The 15,775-nt window shown below is 48.3% G+C and carries 12 protein-coding genes and 2 pseudogenes; 1 reads left to right on the top strand and 13 read right to left on the bottom strand.

All coding sequences use genetic code 11. The features are described from left to right. The 13 genes and pseudogenes from BRW63_RS25970 to BRW63_RS26030 all read right to left on the bottom strand — a co-directional run. Positions 1 to 401: pseudogene (locus BRW63_RS25970) on the bottom strand (hypothetical protein); the annotation flags it as partial. 88 nt (positions 402 to 489) lie between these two features. Beyond that, positions 490 to 1,686 (bottom strand): DegT/DnrJ/EryC1/StrS family aminotransferase, encoded by a 1,197-nt coding sequence (locus BRW63_RS25975; RefSeq protein WP_073075225.1) that lies wholly within the window; start codon positions 1,684 to 1,686, stop codon positions 490 to 492. Further along, the gene (locus BRW63_RS25980; RefSeq protein WP_073075226.1) at positions 1,679 to 2,656 is read right to left on the bottom strand and encodes an SDR family NAD(P)-dependent oxidoreductase; all 978 of its coding nucleotides are present in this window, start codon (positions 2,654 to 2,656) and stop codon (positions 1,679 to 1,681) included. Before BRW63_RS25980 ends, BRW63_RS25975 begins: the two co-directional genes overlap by 8 nt. Further along, a complete protein-coding gene (locus BRW63_RS25985; protein WP_073075237.1) occupies positions 2,646 to 3,626 on the bottom strand; it encodes a methionyl-tRNA formyltransferase in 981 nt (326 codons plus the stop codon). Before BRW63_RS25985 ends, BRW63_RS25980 begins: the two co-directional genes overlap by 11 nt. 14 nt (positions 3,627 to 3,640) lie before the next feature. Next, positions 3,641 to 4,648, bottom strand: a complete 1,008-nt coding sequence (locus tag BRW63_RS25990; RefSeq protein ID WP_073075227.1) for a Rossmann-fold NAD(P)-binding domain-containing protein — start codon at positions 4,646 to 4,648, stop codon at positions 3,641 to 3,643. After that, the gene (locus tag BRW63_RS25995; RefSeq protein ID WP_073075228.1) at positions 4,645 to 5,757 is read right to left on the bottom strand and encodes a DegT/DnrJ/EryC1/StrS family aminotransferase; all 1,113 of its coding nucleotides are present in this window, start codon (positions 5,755 to 5,757) and stop codon (positions 4,645 to 4,647) included. The genes BRW63_RS25990 and BRW63_RS25995 overlap by 4 nt, the downstream gene beginning before the upstream one ends. Then, positions 5,754 to 6,791 (bottom strand): Gfo/Idh/MocA family protein, encoded by a 1,038-nt coding sequence (locus BRW63_RS26000; RefSeq protein ID WP_073075229.1) that lies wholly within the window; start codon positions 6,789 to 6,791, stop codon positions 5,754 to 5,756. Before BRW63_RS26000 ends, BRW63_RS25995 begins: the two co-directional genes overlap by 4 nt. A gap of 30 nt (positions 6,792 to 6,821) precedes the next feature. Continuing rightward, the gene (locus tag BRW63_RS29820) at positions 6,822 to 7,355 is read right to left on the bottom strand and encodes an acyltransferase (RefSeq protein ID WP_073075230.1); all 534 of its coding nucleotides are present in this window, start codon (positions 7,353 to 7,355) and stop codon (positions 6,822 to 6,824) included. A gap of 332 nt (positions 7,356 to 7,687) precedes the next feature. After that, positions 7,688 to 9,442, bottom strand: coding sequence for a serine/threonine protein kinase (locus BRW63_RS26010; RefSeq protein WP_073075231.1), 1,755 nt, complete (start codon positions 9,440 to 9,442; stop codon positions 7,688 to 7,690). A gap of 118 nt (positions 9,443 to 9,560) precedes the next feature. Then, on the bottom strand, positions 9,561 to 10,262 hold the full coding sequence (locus BRW63_RS26015; protein ID WP_073075232.1) for a YdcF family protein: 702 nt from the start codon (positions 10,260 to 10,262) through the stop codon (positions 9,561 to 9,563). A gap of 57 nt (positions 10,263 to 10,319) precedes the next feature. Further along, positions 10,320 to 12,599, bottom strand: coding sequence for a GumC family protein (locus BRW63_RS26020; RefSeq protein ID WP_073075233.1), 2,280 nt, complete (start codon positions 12,597 to 12,599; stop codon positions 10,320 to 10,322). A 138-nt stretch (positions 12,600 to 12,737) separates the two neighbouring features. Further along, positions 12,738 to 14,207, bottom strand: a complete 1,470-nt coding sequence (locus BRW63_RS26025; RefSeq protein WP_073075234.1) for an SLBB domain-containing protein — start codon at positions 14,205 to 14,207, stop codon at positions 12,738 to 12,740. A gap of 341 nt (positions 14,208 to 14,548) precedes the next feature. Next, a pseudogene (locus BRW63_RS26030) lies at positions 14,549 to 15,046 on the bottom strand (transposase); the annotation flags it as partial. Between the two features lie 94 nt (positions 15,047 to 15,140). Here BRW63_RS26030 and BRW63_RS26035 point away from each other — a divergent pair. Continuing rightward, complete coding sequence (locus BRW63_RS26035; protein WP_219898766.1) at positions 15,141 to 15,671, top strand: HsdM family class I SAM-dependent methyltransferase; 531 nt, start codon at positions 15,141 to 15,143, stop codon at positions 15,669 to 15,671. Positions 15,672 to 15,775: the final 104 nt, after the last annotated feature.

Consider the following 15,775-nt stretch of genomic DNA (forward strand, 5'->3'; position numbering starts at 1 on the left):
GGCTGAAGCACCGCTCTGCTTATCTCAATGGCGATTTCACGCGCTCTCAACCTTGGCTCAGGGTTGGCTGATTGAATTGAGTAGTTATGCTCATCGCAAAGGTGAGATGCTCCCATGATCACTTTCAGCGGACTGTCAGAACGGGATAGATGCTGTGCCATCTGTTTCAGCACCGTTTGGCGAGTGGTTCGCAGCACCGACCGGGTAGACCACCCATAGATATTTAGAAATCGACTCAACGCACTGGCAGATTTTATCGGGCAATGTTGGGGCAAAGCATGACCGGACGCATCTAAAAACAGTCCGAGTAGCGCACTGAAGCTGGTTTTCTGATCGGAACTAGGCATCAATCCGAGTAGAGCGTACACTAATCCTTGGGCGTGTTCCAAGATGGTTTCCATAACCGTCCCATTGAAATGTTTCTACGCCCTTTCTTTCAGACTTTGAGCTTTTTGGCAACCCCTTGTTGAGACTGGTGCAAGATCTGAGTTAAACAACTACTGCTAGACAACGAATGACTTGATCCTGCTGAGCTTCAGTCATTGGGTAGAAAAGTGGTAGCAAGATAGCCTGATCTTGAGCGTATTCGCTTTCAATGAGGCGATCGCACTGACTTGGCTTACACTGACAAGGTTTCTCCGTAATTCCACATGACCAACCTTCCTGCTGGTAAGCCGGTTCCCGGTGGATACACATAATGCCACGCCGGGTCGAGATTCCGGCATCAAGCATCGTTTGCATGACCTGTCGTTGGTCGCAACGAGCCGGTAGCCGGACACAGTAACTCTGCCAATTACTCCGCGCCCAGGTGGGTTCGGTAGGCAACTTTAATTCGGGTATATCTGCCAATGCTTGGTGATACCGTTCTGCTAAGTAGCGACGCTGTGCCACAATCTCTGGCAAGCGTTTGAGTTGCTCACGACCGATCGCCGCCTGAACATCCGTCATCCGGTAGTTATAGCCCAACATCGGATAGGACTCGAAGATCACCTGCTTGGCACCATGCCGCACCGTATCTGGCACACTCATACCATGTTGCCGCCAGAGGCGAAATTGCTTGTCCCAGTCCGGATTGTTAGTCGTAATCATGCCGCCATCCCCGGTCGTGATCACCTTACGAGGATGGAAAGAAAAGCAGGCAATATCGCCATGGGGCTTACCAATTTTTTCCCACTCCCCATCCCAAAGAATCTCGCTGCCGATCGCGCAAGCTGCATCCTCGATCACTGGTAGAGAATGCTGACGGGCGATCGCCAAAATAGCTTTGAGATCGCAGGGCATCCCAATCTGATGTACAACGAGAATCGCACGGGTGCGATCGCTAATAACGTCCTCAATCAGGATTGGATTAATATTGTAGGTCTGTGGCTCAATGTCCACAAACACGGGAGTTGCTCCGCAATAGCGAATACTATTGGCAGTGGCAATATAGGAATGACTAACCGTAATTACTTCATCCCCCGGCTGCACTCCCACTGCCAATAGAGCCAAGTGCAAAGCAGTTGTGCAGTTGGAGACGGCACAGGCGTGCTTCGCACCAACATAAGTTGCAAAATCCTTTTCAAACGCCGCAATCTCTGGTCCCTGAGTCAGCCAGCCAGAGAGAATCACACGGCTAGATGCTGCCGCTTCCGCCTCTCCAACCCAAGGCTTAGCAATTGGGATATTCTGGATTTGATTAGACATTACTGGCTTCCTTCGTCAATTCCTTCTGTTCACGCCACCAATTCACTAAGCGGGTCAAACCCTCCTCCAGGGAGATTTCTACCTCAAAGTCAAGCAGTTCCTTCGCTTGAGTTGTACTTGCTAAGCGACGCTGCACCGAATTGACCTTACGCTCTGGACCATACTCCGGCTTCAAATCCGATCCCATCACCTTCAATAAACTATAAGCAAGCTCATTCAGGGTCGTTTCTGTACCACTGGCAACATTGAATACTTCATCTGTGATATCTGCTTTCGCAGCCAAAATGTTGGCTCTGGCAATGTCTTCGATATAGACAAAATCCATTGTTTGGTTGCCATCCCCAAAAATTAAGGGAGATTGACCAGCGATGATCCGATCCATCCACCGAATCAATACTTCCGTATAGACCCCATAGATATCCATCCGAGAACCATAAACATTGAAATAGCGCAATGCCACGTAATCCAAGCCATACATATCGTAGAAACTACGAAGCAAGCCCTCGTTGAAAACTTTGGCAGCCCCGTAAATTGTGCGGTTGTTATAGGGATGATGAGCCTCCGTGGTAGGAAAGTCATCTGCCATCCCGTAAACCGAGGCAGATGAAGCTGCGACGACCTTTTTGACCTTTGCATTGACAGCAGCTTCCAAAACATTGAATGTGCCATCTGCCAGAACTTCTAACGCCAGGCGAGGTTCTTCAGCGCATTGTGTAATCCGAATGGCTGCTTGATGGAACAGATAATCTACTCCTTGCATGACATCAGCCAAGAGCTTTTGATCTCGGATATCTCCTTTGACGAGCACTACATGCCCATTTGCCTGTGCCCAAGCCAAATTCGCCAGACAACCCCGTGTAAAGTTATCTAGAACGATAATCTCGGATACTCCTTCTTTAACCAGTAAATCAGCAATGTGGGAACCGACCAGACCAGCACCACCCGTGATTAATACGCGACTATTTTGCATGTTCTTTTAGCCTCACAATTTCTTGCTCAAGTGTTTGAATTCTCCTTAGAAGATCAGACATTTGTAACCCTAGAGTGCTTTTGACGGATTTGATTACGTTAGCTGCTGCCGTTCTCTCTTCCCCTTCAAACTGTACCTCTAAAATTCTCAGCACCCCATCTCCTGTGAGTACGTCTACATATCCTTCCGCTTTGGACCTATCAATGACACGACCAGGAATCCGTCCGACGTAGACCGGAGGGGGGTTGAGCGGTTCGGCTCGCCAGATGAGCAGTTTCTTCCCTTGAAAATAAGTGTAAGCGCCAGGGAAAGGCTCTACTAGCGCCCGAATAAAACAGTCAATGCTTCTGGTGGTAATAGACCAATTGATTTCCCCATCTTCGGGCAAACGGGTGCAGCAGTAAGTTGCTTCATCATTATTCTGTGCAACTCCTTCATACCCATTTAATGCCTTAACAACTATATCCCCTAATACTTGTTGCTGAATCTCATTCAATCTGTCATACAGCGTAGTGATTGTATCTTCCCCGTGAATTGGAATCAATTGTTGAAATAGGATATTTCCCTCATCTAACTTTGGTGTAATGCGATGAATCGTGATAGCTGCACAAGGCTCATCATTTATCATCGCCCAGTTGGCATTTGCTCGCCCCCGGTAATAAGGTAGGGGAGAATAGTGAACGTTGATAAATGTAGAGAGTGAAATCAAATCCGACGGCAGAATTTGATTGTAAGATGATACTACAACACACTCGGGCTGAAACTTAAGTAGGAGTGCTTTAATCTCTCTCTGAGAAACATCTGAAAAGATAGGAATTCCCCTTTGCTGTGCCAAACTCAGCACCGAAGCGTTTGAGTTTGATTCAGAGTCTACATTTCTCACAATTGCCCGCACGCTGCACTTTGGGAGCAAGGATTCTAAAGCACTTAAGGTTGTTGCCCCAAGACCAATCAGGAGTATATCTGTCATAAACCCTCCTTCCATTATAGCAGTTGTACAAATTTCATCGCTTGTGCGTTGGATTGAGAAGATTGCCGCCAAGCAGCTTCAGCGGCTTTCAATCCGCCCGTTTGTAGTCGAACAACAGGTTCCGGTCCAACATGCGATGGCAAAATACCCATGTGACCCAACTTTGGCTCTATTTCGGGCCATATCGGTATGTTGTAAGCAGCAAAAGCATAGCGATCTATGTCTCCCCAGTATTGGGCAACTATCGCTCCTGACCAATACTTTGCGATTAGGGTTGCATCATTAGCAGAGAGAACTGGCTCAGGTTGCGGTTGCAGCGCCACTAATATGGCATCGTACTCTTTGTCTAGAGGAGCCTCTGACAGGCTAGTAACTTTATCCGCAAGCGCACCTGAATTGACAAGACCTCGCTCAATGAATGGGCTAAATGGATTATCACATAACAGTAAGATATTGCTGGTGTAAACAGCCACGCCTGCATCTAACAAAAGCTTGACTGCCATGATGCCCAAAAAGGAGAATACATCCACCGCTGGATGCCGCTCATTCACGCCTGCGATGGGAATCCCACGCTGCTGGCAGGCAGCGAGATCAATATCTTCGGGTCTAAACTCCCACGCCTCATACATTAGCCCAATCACAGCAGTTAGCTTCATCCAATCAATCATCTCCGCATCAATCGGACGGACATGCCCACTGTTTGTGATGATATCAGCCTGCGCTACAATTTCTGGCGATTTCTCTGCGATGAATTCGAGTCGATCACTTATCCCTGCGATTTCAGCAAGTTGCTGTGTTTGCGCTTTTACCTGTTCTACAGAACCATAGCGGGTACTTTTGGTCAGGGCAAAAACTTTGCTTGCTCCTGCCATTGCTGCCAACACAGGGGTAACGATATAGGCTCCTGTGGCTGCTTCTGTTAGAACAGTCGCTGACTGCAATTGTAAATCGCACCGTTGAATCGCCTGCTGCATTAATGTAATCAGGCGTTGGGGGTTTAACCCAGGACGGGTATCGTTCATGATACTTGTGCTCCTTGCGACAGGCTGTGAAGACTCTGAGCCACTGCATCGACCTGTTCAGGGGTAAGTTCTGGATACATCGGCAGGGAAAGAACTTCCCTAGCGGTCGATTCAGAATAAGGAAAAGCTCCTGGCTGGTAGCCTAAGTCTGAGTAGGCGGGTTGCAGATGAACCGGGATTGGATAGTGGATTCCTGTTTGAATACCCTGCTCACTCAGTTTCTGTTGTAATGCGGTGCGATCGCCGACTCTTACAGCATAGATATGGTAAACGTGATGGCTGTAGGGCATCACAACCGGAGTCTTAACCGTTGAATCCTTCAGCAGTTGATCATATTGCGTTGCATGTGCCCTGCGCGCCTCTGTCCATTGATCCAGGTAGCGTAGCTTGATGCGTAAAATAGCTCCCTGAATTCCATCCATGCGATAGTTATAGCCTTTCAACACATGGTTGTATCGGCGCTCTTGTCCCCAGTCTCTTAACATGCGAATCGTAGAGTCAAATTCAGCATTGTTGGTAGTCACCATACCACCCTCGCCGTAAGCTCCCAAATTCTTACCAGGGTAAAAGCTGAAGCAGCCAATGTCACCAATACTGCCAACGCGACGACCTTTGTACTCTGCTCGGTGAGCCTGAGCAGCATCTTCTATAACAATCAGGTTATGACGCTGGGCAATCTCTAAAATTGGATCCATATCTGCTGCCTGTCCATATAAATGAACAGGCAGAATAGCTTTTGTCCGTTCAGTAACTGCGGCTTCAATTTGAGTGACATCGATTGTGTAAGAAGCCGGGTCAATATCTACGAAAACAGGTTTCGCTCCGGTGTAAACGATCGCTGCTACCGTGGCGATAAATGTAAACGGTACGGTAATAACTTCATCTCCAGGACCAATCCCGGCTGCCACCAAAGCTAGATGTAGGGCACTAGTTCCTGTATTAACAGCAATCCCATGCTCTGCACTACAATACTCGGCAAACTCTTCTTCTAAAGCCGCAACTTCGCTCCCCAAAATAAATTGAGTGCTTTCTAGAACCTTGATAACGGCGGTATCAATTTCATCTTTAATGCTCAGGTATTGAGCTTTTAGATCAATAAATGGAATCATGCTGCAACCTCTACAGTATCTAGTTCGACTAGTTGACCTTGTTTCTTCATCGACTCAGTTGCAGCTTCAAGAATCTTGACGACCTGCAAGCCTGCATCTCCGCCTGTGATAGGACGTTCTCCGTGTTCAATACAACGGAGGAAGTGTAACCCTTCTGTTCGTAGCGCTTCGGTCATATCCAACTGGGGTGCCCACATATCCCCCGTTCGATAACCGACCAGCATTCGATAGACACTTTCGGCATCACCATTAATCGTGATCCCTCGATCGTATACTTTGATTTTTTCACTCGGTTCAAGATCATCGAACACAATCATTTTCTGGCTGCCACCAATCAGGGTACGTCGCACTTTCACAGGTGCTAGCCAGTTCACGTGAACATGAGCAATCAAATTGTTTTCAAAAAACAACGTTAAATAGGCAATATTCTCTAGACCACCGGGGACATGACTTATGCCAGTAGCTGAGACAGCACAGGGCTTGCTTTGCAGAATATAGCTCATGATAGATAAGTCATGAACTGCCAAATCCCAAAGAACATTAATATCGTGTTGAAATAGCCCCAGGTTGACACGCACAGAGTCGTAGTAGAGGATATCTCCCAGTTCACCACTAGAGACTAGTTCATGCATCTTCCGCACAGCACCTGTGTAGACAAAGGTATGATCTACCAGCAACACTCGATTACGCCGATCCGCCTCGTCAATTAACCGAAGCGCTTGCTCGCTAGTAACTGTCATCGGTTTCTCAACCATCACATGCTTGCCCGCCTTCAGCGCGGCTAGAGCCAAGTCGAAGTGAGTAGAAACAGGCGTTGCGATCGCGACAGCATCAATCTTAGGGTCTTCAAAGATATCCTGGCAGTCTGTGGTCACTTGGATCGCCGGGTAGCGAGCCTGTACCCTTGCCAGTAACTTCGGGTTGAAATCGCTGACTGTTCTTACCTTTGCTCCGGAAATCTCTGAGAAGCTCCTAACCAGATTCGGACCCCAGTATCCATAGCCAATAACACCAATGTTTACGTTGCTTTCCATAGCGTGTTGCTAATTAAAGTAAATGTATATCTATCTCGGTCTACCGACTGTATCACCTAAGCTACCATTCATCTCTGCTGAGGATTTGTCGCGATCTCGTACGTCACCAATCACCCGTGCCGGAACTCCTGCCACAATTGCGTAGGCAGGAACATTTTGTGTCACAACTGCGCCAGCACCAACCAAGGCTCTTTCGCCGATCGTTACCCCTGGTAAAATAGTGGCGTTACTGCCAATGGATGCAGACCGTTTCACTATTGTCTCGATGACATCCCAGTTATCTTCCATTTGCAAACTGCCATCTTCATTAGTTGCCCGCGGGCAAAGGTCATTGGTAAACATTACCCCATGACCAATAAACACTTCATCTTCAATGACAACGCCTTCACAGAGAAAGCTGTGGGATGAGATTTTGCACCGATTCCCGACCTTAACATTTTTCTGGATCTCTACAAAGCTACCAATTTTTGTCTCATCTCCAACCACACAACCATAAAGATTCACGAGATGGACATGAAAAATTCTTATGTTTTTGCCCAACTGGACATCATCATTGACTGTCATTACTGCTCTACCTTTTAACTAATTGATGTAAACCAAGGAAACAACGTAACTACTCAGGCTTAAATTTTAGTAATGTTTTAGGGGACAGCGGAACGTAGGAGTCAGGGTTTGAGTGATCAAACTTCTGCATGAGGCAAGTCTTTCGAGCAATTCGCCCAAGAATCTGGAAGTTGTCCGAGAGGAGATTCGTGCGGTTTGTGCTCAACGAAAGAACACAGTGATTGCCTTAGACAGCAGAGTAAGGGTTAGCATCGCGTTTAGCTTATTCATCCCAACTTCACGCAATCATCAACACAACCTAGCCAACCGCGAAAAATTTACGATACTAACGGCTATGGTTTGATCACAAAACGTTCATTTCTTCGATGTTTGAGGGAAAAATGAGCCTGTTTGAGCTGAAGATGGACAATGTAGATGGCTAGAGTAAGGCTACCTATAATCAGAGGGGGTAGAACCAGACTATTGGTCATCCCAATAGTTGATCCCAGACCAATACTAACTCCTACTATGGCTATCAGGGTAGGAAAGGTGAGCGCTAATAGTTTCTGACTACCGCCCAGCAGCATTTTCTCAACAGCGATGCTGATTGCAATCCCGGCAAGCCCACCACTGACAATGCCTAAGCCTGCACCTAGGAAAACTGCCGGAGTAACCACGGTCTTCACTGCATTGGAGAAAATCTGGGTGAGTACGATCCCTCCCAGGATCACTGCGGAAAGCGTACTGGATGCCGCACCAAAACGCCATCCTGAGGAGTACATCAACCAGGCGGCGCATTCCAATCCCAAAGCACTGCCTACTAGGGTACCAATGGCTGCCGAGCTAACCGATCCGGTCATGGTGCCTGCGACCAAAGCAACCACACTAGTTGACGAGCTTAAGCCGGCAAAAAATATGCCTAACAACCCTAGTAAGCCGTAGGAAAGAAAGTAATCTGGAACGGGCATACGGGCTGTTTTCACCTGTACATTGAGAGAATAGGTCTTTGCTAAGGTATTGGCGTGCAACAACAGTCTGCGACGATAGGTTTTTCCTGCGATCAGTTTGTGAGTATCGACAGTGACTCGGCAACGAACCTGATTACCCACAAAAGTTTTCGGTTCAACTGTAATCCAGGAGTATTGCTCGGCTGGAGGGTCGTAGGGATAGGGAGCCACTTCCCACTGCCCCTCTAAAGTGGTTTCTGGAATAGGATTTGCGATCGTCACTGTTTGAGTCAACAATTCCCCTAATTGACCTGCGGCAAATTCGAGCGTTGACTGACTAAACTGGGCTTCTGGTGGACGTAAAGGAGATAGGGGAATGGCAGCCAAGGCACTCAGGGCATTGGGAAACCGATCCTTCATGCGAGGGTTAACCATTTTTTCTAGCCAATTTACCCAATGCACATTAAGCTTGGGAACCAGGTGCTTAAAGCTGATTTGGTAGGTAATATCCACCAGATCGCCAATGCGATCGGAGTTCGTGTGGGTCAGTAAACAGATCAGAGACATTCCCAAACCGTAAAGGTCTGAAGCTTCGCTTAACTGCCGATTAAACAACTGCTCAGGAGGCATAAAGCCCAGAGTTCCTTTGACCACACTACTGACACCGACCTCGCCTTCTCCCACACGAGCAAATCCAAAATCAATCAAATAAACATCACCCGCTGCATTCACCAAGATATTTTCTGGTTTGAGATCCCGGTGAATCACAGGTGGAATTCGGTTTTGCAGGTAGACCAAAACTTCTAGAGCCGCGATCGCAATCTGCTTGATATCGTCTGGGTTGAAACTACGAGACGCTGCAAGAGACGCTGCCTGCTTATATTCCTGCACCATGCAGAACCCGTCTTGAGTCTGGAAGGCATCTAAATAGCGAGGAATGCCTGGATGGTTGAGTTCTTTGAGTAATTGCACCTCGCGATCGTAGGTATCGTAGCTCTGCCAGCTTGAACCTGATTTGGCAAATTGAAACTGTTTGATCACCACCGGTTGCTGGTTGCTTGTATCGGTTGCCAAATAGGTGACGCGTCCACCTGCCCGGTTGTGACCTAGCTCTTTCTCAATTTGGTAATGGTAATCGGAGAAATCTGGAAAATCGTTCATAAGAACTATCGGGAACAAGAGAGGATAATCGGCGCTTATTTTACGATTAAATATTATGCGAAATTTTGACCCAGCTAAACAAATTTCTGAAAGGAGCATAGCTGCCCAGCTATGCTCCTCATACTTGACAGTTCCACTCAGTAAATTTCTCAAGAATTGCAGAGGATGGATGCTTAAGTTCGGATGTTGACCGTTGCCTAAATCGCCCCATCAGCGCATATTGAATTAGCCCCACATATTCTCGAAGGATGACCGTAATTTGTTGGAGAGAATTCCATTGATCTGGCAGCGGACTAAGATAGGGCATCACTTTAAAGCCAACATTGCGAAACAGTAGGAACGATCGCAGCATGTGGGGGGAGTCAGTCATCAAGATAATCTTCCGAACACCCTGTGGGTAAAGAATCGCGGCGGTATAGAGGGCATTTTCTTCCGTATTTCGTGAGCAGCTCTCACCACTCAAAATAGAGCCTGGAAGCCCTTTTTGCTGAAGCCGTTCAATGGTTGGTTGGGCATCCATCATTCCACTCGTGAACACACGGGGAGCGCGCCCAGCTTGCCAGAGTTTATGAATCAGATCAACGCGACGCTCCCGTAATTCTTCGCCGCGCCCCAAAACGACAATGGCATCGGGTTGCTCCCCCCTATCCGCTGGCAATGGAACGGTCAAGCCCCAAGTTGTTAGTTGAACCATCCCAGGAGAGGTCACCATCAAACCAGCCAGCGCCACGATCGTCACAAGCTTAATCACTCGCCGCCAGCGACGGGGACTGACCAGCCAAAATATCCCAATCAGTGTCAATAGGATTAAAGCTTCCATGTTAGAGGTATCACCAATCCATCGCTCTCTATAAAATCACCGTCTTGCATTCGGTCACTATTGGTCGGGCTGCTTAACTACAGACGGCACAGACTCCTCCCTAATAGATGGACTCCCTGATTTCACTGGGTAGTAGTGATAATAGGGATCGTGTACAGAGGCTTGTTCCCTAGAACCATTTGCAAGCATCCCCAGAACTGGAACCGAGAATGGTTTAATTCCTTCTAGAGCTTGAGACAGCACTGAGCGCTTTGTTTTGCCCAAACACACTACCATAACCATGCCATCAGTCTTGGATGCAATCAGCTTGGTGTCGGCTAATCCTACCAGTGGAGGGGTATCGTAAATCACCAAGTCATAGGCATCCTTAAACTGCCCCATCAGATTTTGCATCTTTTGGGATGACAGAAGCTTAGTCGGGTCAGGAGGAATCTGTCCAGCCGTCAGGATGAAGAGGTTATCTTCGGTGGGAGATTGCTGAATCACTCGTTCAACCTCCAGATCTAGCGAAATGACGTTACTGAGTCCAAAGGTATTGGCCAATCCCAGTCGCTCATGAACTCTTGGACGACGCAGATCAGCATCGACTAGCAGAACCCGCTTCCCCAAAGCAGCCGCAGCTTGAGCGAGATGCACAGAGATCGTAGATTTTCCTTCTCCTGGGATGGACGAACTGATGACAATGGATCGAATCTGGGTGTCAGAACCGAGCAGGCGAATATTGGTATACAACGAACGAAAAGCTTCTGAAAAAGGAGAGGAGGTGTAGCCATGAGATCTAGCACCGTTGTTGAGTCCGACCTTTTGCCCCATCTGTTGCATCAGCCCACTGATATCGGCAAAGGAGGCGAGTTTTCCGAGAGAACTCAGCTGCTCCACCTCCTCTAACTCAGAATTAAATGGAATCACGCCCAGAACGGGGAACTTGCTGATTTCCGTGATCTCTTCAGAATCACGAATGACGCTGCTCAATTTGTCTAATAGCAAGGCAACGCCTACCCCCATCAATACCCCCAAGATTACGCCCAACAGGGTTGTTCGCTGAACATTGGCGGAGGATGGAACCGGGTCTCCAGGAGGGGTTAGAATTTGCCAGGGGGTTTTCCGTTGTCCGGCATCAATCCGCAGTGCTTCCCGTTTAGTCAGAAATTGATTCAGGTTATCCGTTGCAATCTTTAGTTCTTGCTGGATGTCGGTGTATTGGCGCGACACGACAGATAACTGTTTCACTCGCTGGCTGAGCTGATTGGATGCCTGAGCCAAAATGCGATCGCGGTCTTCCAGTCCCCGAATGTTGCTGGCAACTTCTTCCTGCACTCGCCGCCCCTCCCGCTGTAGTAGCGGTATGAGGTTTTGCTGCTGCTCTTTAAGAACTTGAACGTTGGGAGTATTGTCCTTAAACAGCGATGACTCTTTGGCAAGGTCACCCTCTACCGTCAAAATCTGATTCAGCAAAGCCTGATAGCGGGTATTGCTACTCAACGCTGTGGATGCCGGGTCGTCTGATCGGCGCAACAATTCCTGCAAGTCGTTGTAAAGTGCACGCGCTTCATTCAGTTTGATCTGCGTATCAAGGCGTTGTTGACCCACCGTATTCGTCCAGTCTGCTAGTTGTTTCCCTGTTGTGTCTGGATCGATCAGGTCGTACCGTTGACGAAAGTTTTGCAGCCGATCCTGAACTGCATCAACACGCTGCTGCAATTGAGGCACTTGGGCATTCACAAAATCAATCCCCTGTCGCACATCCGCTAACCGCTCCTCTAGGCTGTATCTGAGATAGGAATCTGCCACAAGCTTCAAGACCGCTTTCACTTTCTCAGGGTCGGTGCCCTGGAGGGTCACAGCTAGAATTTCACTGCTGGGAATTGGGGTTATGGAAAGACTGGCGGCCAGCTCATCATCGGTAATGGTTGGGTACTTAGCCTTCAATTGGTCGGCGATCGGTGAAAGTAATTTAGGGCTTTTCAACAGTTTTAGCTTAGTAGCATCCACAGTCTTTTCCGGTTGCGGCTGTCCTTCCTTGTTGCTATTTAGGGTTTGAGGTACAGAAGAGATGACCTGGTTTTCCGCAGTAACTGGTCTCGTCAAAATTTCAAACCCTGCTTGATAAACGGGTTTACTGGTCAATGCTTTGAGCATTGCGGCAGAGGTCACAACAGTGGTTACTCCAACAATGACGGGTAACCGTCGCTTCAATGCACCAAAGACTTGACCGAGGCTTAAACCACCTTCATCATCTTCGCTAGAGTGGGCTGGGTTGATTGACGATAGCCACTGAAATCGCCGATCAATACGGTTTTCTGGTGGAAATGCCTGAGAATTTTGATGGTTCTCCATATTGATGTCAGTCCACTAAACGACTGGAGCGAGGAAATACATTAAACTTTGTCTGATTTGCCGTTTGATTCATGGATCCATTTGTTTAGGGGCAGTATGCTAAATACGTTTTCTCTTTTGTAAAAATTTAGTAAGAGCCTACTTGCCAGTAATGATTCTGTAGATGCTAAATAACGATAGAAAGTTGTTGATAGGATTCAGAGCAGAGTTTACACTATCTGAAAAAGTGGTTAACGCAGAGCGATTCACGATGATGATGTCATCGTTGTAAAGCGCAGGGTTGGTTTGATCATTGAGCTGGTTATCAAAATTGATGCCGATATTGCGCTTTGTAATGGTACCGTTCGGGTTTAGCCGAATCAGATCGACTGACTTAGTACGCGCCCGCGTTGTAAATCCTCCCGCTGCCAGGACAGCCTGGTTGAGCGGAGTATTCGGTGGAATCTTAACCGCTCCAGGCTGCTTCACTTCGCCCACAATATTCACCCGAATACTGTCTGGAGAAAAACTGGCGGCAGCAATCTGGATCGATTCTGCGGGAGAGATGGTCGTTACCGTTGGGACAACGATGGTGTCCCTGTCCTGTAAAAAAAGATCTTGACTAACGTCTCCTTCTTTTAACAACTTCAAGAGGTCGATCACGATAGTTTGCTCACCACCACTTTTAGTCAAACGTCGAACCTGAATTTGACGAATGTCTGCCTGAGGCTTGATTCCACCTGCAATCTGAATTGCGCTGGTAATGGTGGGTGGTGTCTCAACTCCTCCAGAACCACTTGCTTGCCCAGTTTCCCCAGCAGCACCTGTGCGGGCGGAAGCGGTGACGGTGTGAGGGCCGGGACGGTAAACTTCACCTACAACAGCAACGTTTAATGCCTGACTTTTGTCTGCACTAAAGCTAGTTGATGCCAGTTGAATAGACTCAGCCAAATTCGTTTTACTGAGGGTAGGAACGAAGATAGCATCTCCAGCACGCAGGGTAACATCTTGGCGAGAATCACCGGTTTGTAGGAAATCCCAAAGGTTGACCTTAATCACTTGCTCGCCAGAACGCCGGGGGCGACGAACCTCTACCCGACGTAAATCTGCCATTTGAGTAATGCCGCCTGCCTGCCGGAGCGCCCGGGCTACGGTGGGAATCTGTCCGGCTTCTGTCAGAGTGTAAGCTCCTGGGCGATTGACCTCCCCCAAAATGCTAGCTTGCACCGGGCGGGGGGTCAGCACATTCACACTCACGATCGGATATTTAAGAATTTGGGTATACCCTTCGGAGATAGCATTCGCCGCTTCTTTAAGCGTCATCCCGGTGACGGGTATGCTGCCAACCTGGGGAAGGTTCAAAGACCCATCTGCCAGAACTTGAAACTCGCCAGAAAGTTGGGTCAATTTGAACACGTCAATCCGAACCCGATCGCCTGGTCCTAGGGTATACGCATCATCCGTTAGGCTGGAAGGCGTTCCCGAATGCGTTGAACCTTTGTAGGCGGTCAGCCCTTGTTGAGCCAGACAGGAGAGGGGTGTAGTAATTGCTAACAGCATTGGTAGCGTGAAACCCGCAGTGCGTTGAATAAAGCTTGTAGGACGACCTGTTGGCAAGTTTCGCAGCATACAATTTTAGTCTTTTTAAGGCAATCTCCATTTTAATGACTGGTTTACTTTTTCAGCGGTTTAGTGACTTTATCATCCAATCTTCATCCAATCTTAGAAAATACCCGGAAAGATATAAGTGGTCTTGTGCATTCTCCCGACGCTGACCTTTCAGGTACAGCGCGGGCGATCCTCGGATAAAAGCCTAAAAGCAGCTTTAAGGGAGGTGTCTTCCCTCCCTCACTATTGAGGGCTCTGTTGCAAGAAGTTTTGAAGGGTCAAAGAACTCTTTCACATCAACCGACTTAAGCTACAACACCGAAGATTTTAGCGATGAACTTCGCTTGAGCCACACTGTCCCCTGGCGTTTGCTCGAAGGGCGCTTGGCGTTTCGCGTCCAGTCGTCGTTGAACTTGTAACGTGATTTGGTTCACGGCATTCACCGATAGAACTCGACCTACTACAAAATACAAGGCTGCTTGCAAATCTCGCAACGACAGTCCCATGACATACAAGCAACACAGCCAATCCAGTAGATTCCCCAAACTCCGCTGATAGCGTTCCAAGATCTGCCAGTGGCGTTCCGGGTTCCGTTCTCGTAACTTCGGCACCTGTAACTTCTCGATGGTTCCATACTGCGTATGCAGTTGCCGCTCATAGTACCCGGAGCGGTACGGTTTCTTGCCCTCCAGGTGCTTCAGAAACTCCGTCACTTCCTCTCGTAACGCCCCTTCCAACACCTGTTTGACCGTGTTCACCACTTCCCTTCGTAATTGCTCTGCAAGTGCTGCTTCCAGTTCCGGATGCACACCTTGCTGTCGAACTCTGAGAATTTGTTGTTCTCGTTCTGCGATCGTCATGGAAGGGCTCCTGCTTCGAGGGGCTTCCCCATTCTAAGCCCTTTTCTCCCCTCGCTCCTCAGCGCGAATAATTCGTGACACTAACCCGCGTGCGGTGGTAGCGTTTATGGTGAAAGCGATCGCGCCTCAAGTGGGCGAAACGATTCATGACCCAGCTTGCGGAACGGCTGGCTTTTTAGTGTCGGCTTACAAATATCTAAGAGAGAAGTGTCAGCCGAAGGACTGGAAGATTTTGCAGTCGAGCTTGTCTGGCATTGAGGCGAAATCGTTGCCGCTGATGCTGGCTCAGATGAATTTGCTGCTGAATGGGGTGGAATATCCAGACGTGGAGCGGAAAAACTCGCTGGGGACTCCGATCAACCAGATTGGGGTGAAGGATCAGGTGGATGTGATTTTGACGAATCCGCCGTTTGGGGGTGAGGAAGAAGCGAAGATTAAGGACAACTTTGACCCCAAAATGCAGACGGCAGAGACGGCGCTGCTGTTTCTTCAGTTGATTATGCGGTTGCTGAAGTCGCAGCCGAATCCGGGACGGGCGAGAATTGTGGTGCCGAATGGGACGCTGTTTGGCGATGGGGTTTCTGCCAAGATCAAGGAGAAGCTGCTGACTGAATATATACTCTAATCGGCTAAGAGCTGGACTTTTTTGAAGGATTGAAACTTCCAACTCATCAGGCTTTTTAGCTTGTCGTGTTTGTCAATAGGAGCCGTCTCTATCACCGTTGAAAT

The sequence above is a fragment of the Phormidesmis priestleyi ULC007 genome (genome assembly GCF_001895925.1).
GTDB lineage: Bacteria > Cyanobacteriota > Cyanobacteriia > Leptolyngbyales > Leptolyngbyaceae > Phormidesmis_A > Phormidesmis_A priestleyi_A.

Coding starts and splice junctions, on each gene's coding strand:
- BRW63_RS26025 (WP_073075234.1), bottom strand. CDS start 14,207: ATGCTGCGAAACTTGCCAACAGGTCGTCCTACAAGCTTTATTCAACGC.
- BRW63_RS26015 (WP_073075232.1), bottom strand. CDS start 10,262: ATGGAAGCTTTAATCCTATTGACACTGATTGGGATATTTTGGCTGGTC.
- BRW63_RS25985 (WP_073075237.1), bottom strand. CDS start 3,626: ATGACAGATATACTCCTGATTGGTCTTGGGGCAACAACCTTAAGTGCT.
- BRW63_RS25995 (WP_073075228.1), bottom strand. CDS start 5,757: ATGATTCCATTTATTGATCTAAAAGCTCAATACCTGAGCATTAAAGAT.
- BRW63_RS25990 (WP_073075227.1), bottom strand. CDS start 4,648: ATGAACGATACCCGTCCTGGGTTAAACCCCCAACGCCTGATTACATTA.
- BRW63_RS25980 (WP_073075226.1), bottom strand. CDS start 2,656: ATGCAAAATAGTCGCGTATTAATCACGGGTGGTGCTGGTCTGGTCGGT.
- BRW63_RS25975 (WP_073075225.1), bottom strand. CDS start 1,686: ATGTCTAATCAAATCCAGAATATCCCAATTGCTAAGCCTTGGGTTGGA.
- BRW63_RS29820 (WP_073075230.1), bottom strand. CDS start 7,355: ATGACAGTCAATGATGATGTCCAGTTGGGCAAAAACATAAGAATTTTT.
- BRW63_RS26000 (WP_073075229.1), bottom strand. CDS start 6,791: ATGGAAAGCAACGTAAACATTGGTGTTATTGGCTATGGATACTGGGGT.
- BRW63_RS26010 (WP_073075231.1), bottom strand. CDS start 9,442: ATGAACGATTTTCCAGATTTCTCCGATTACCATTACCAAATTGAGAAA.
- BRW63_RS26020 (WP_073075233.1), bottom strand. CDS start 12,599: ATGGAGAACCATCAAAATTCTCAGGCATTTCCACCAGAAAACCGTATT.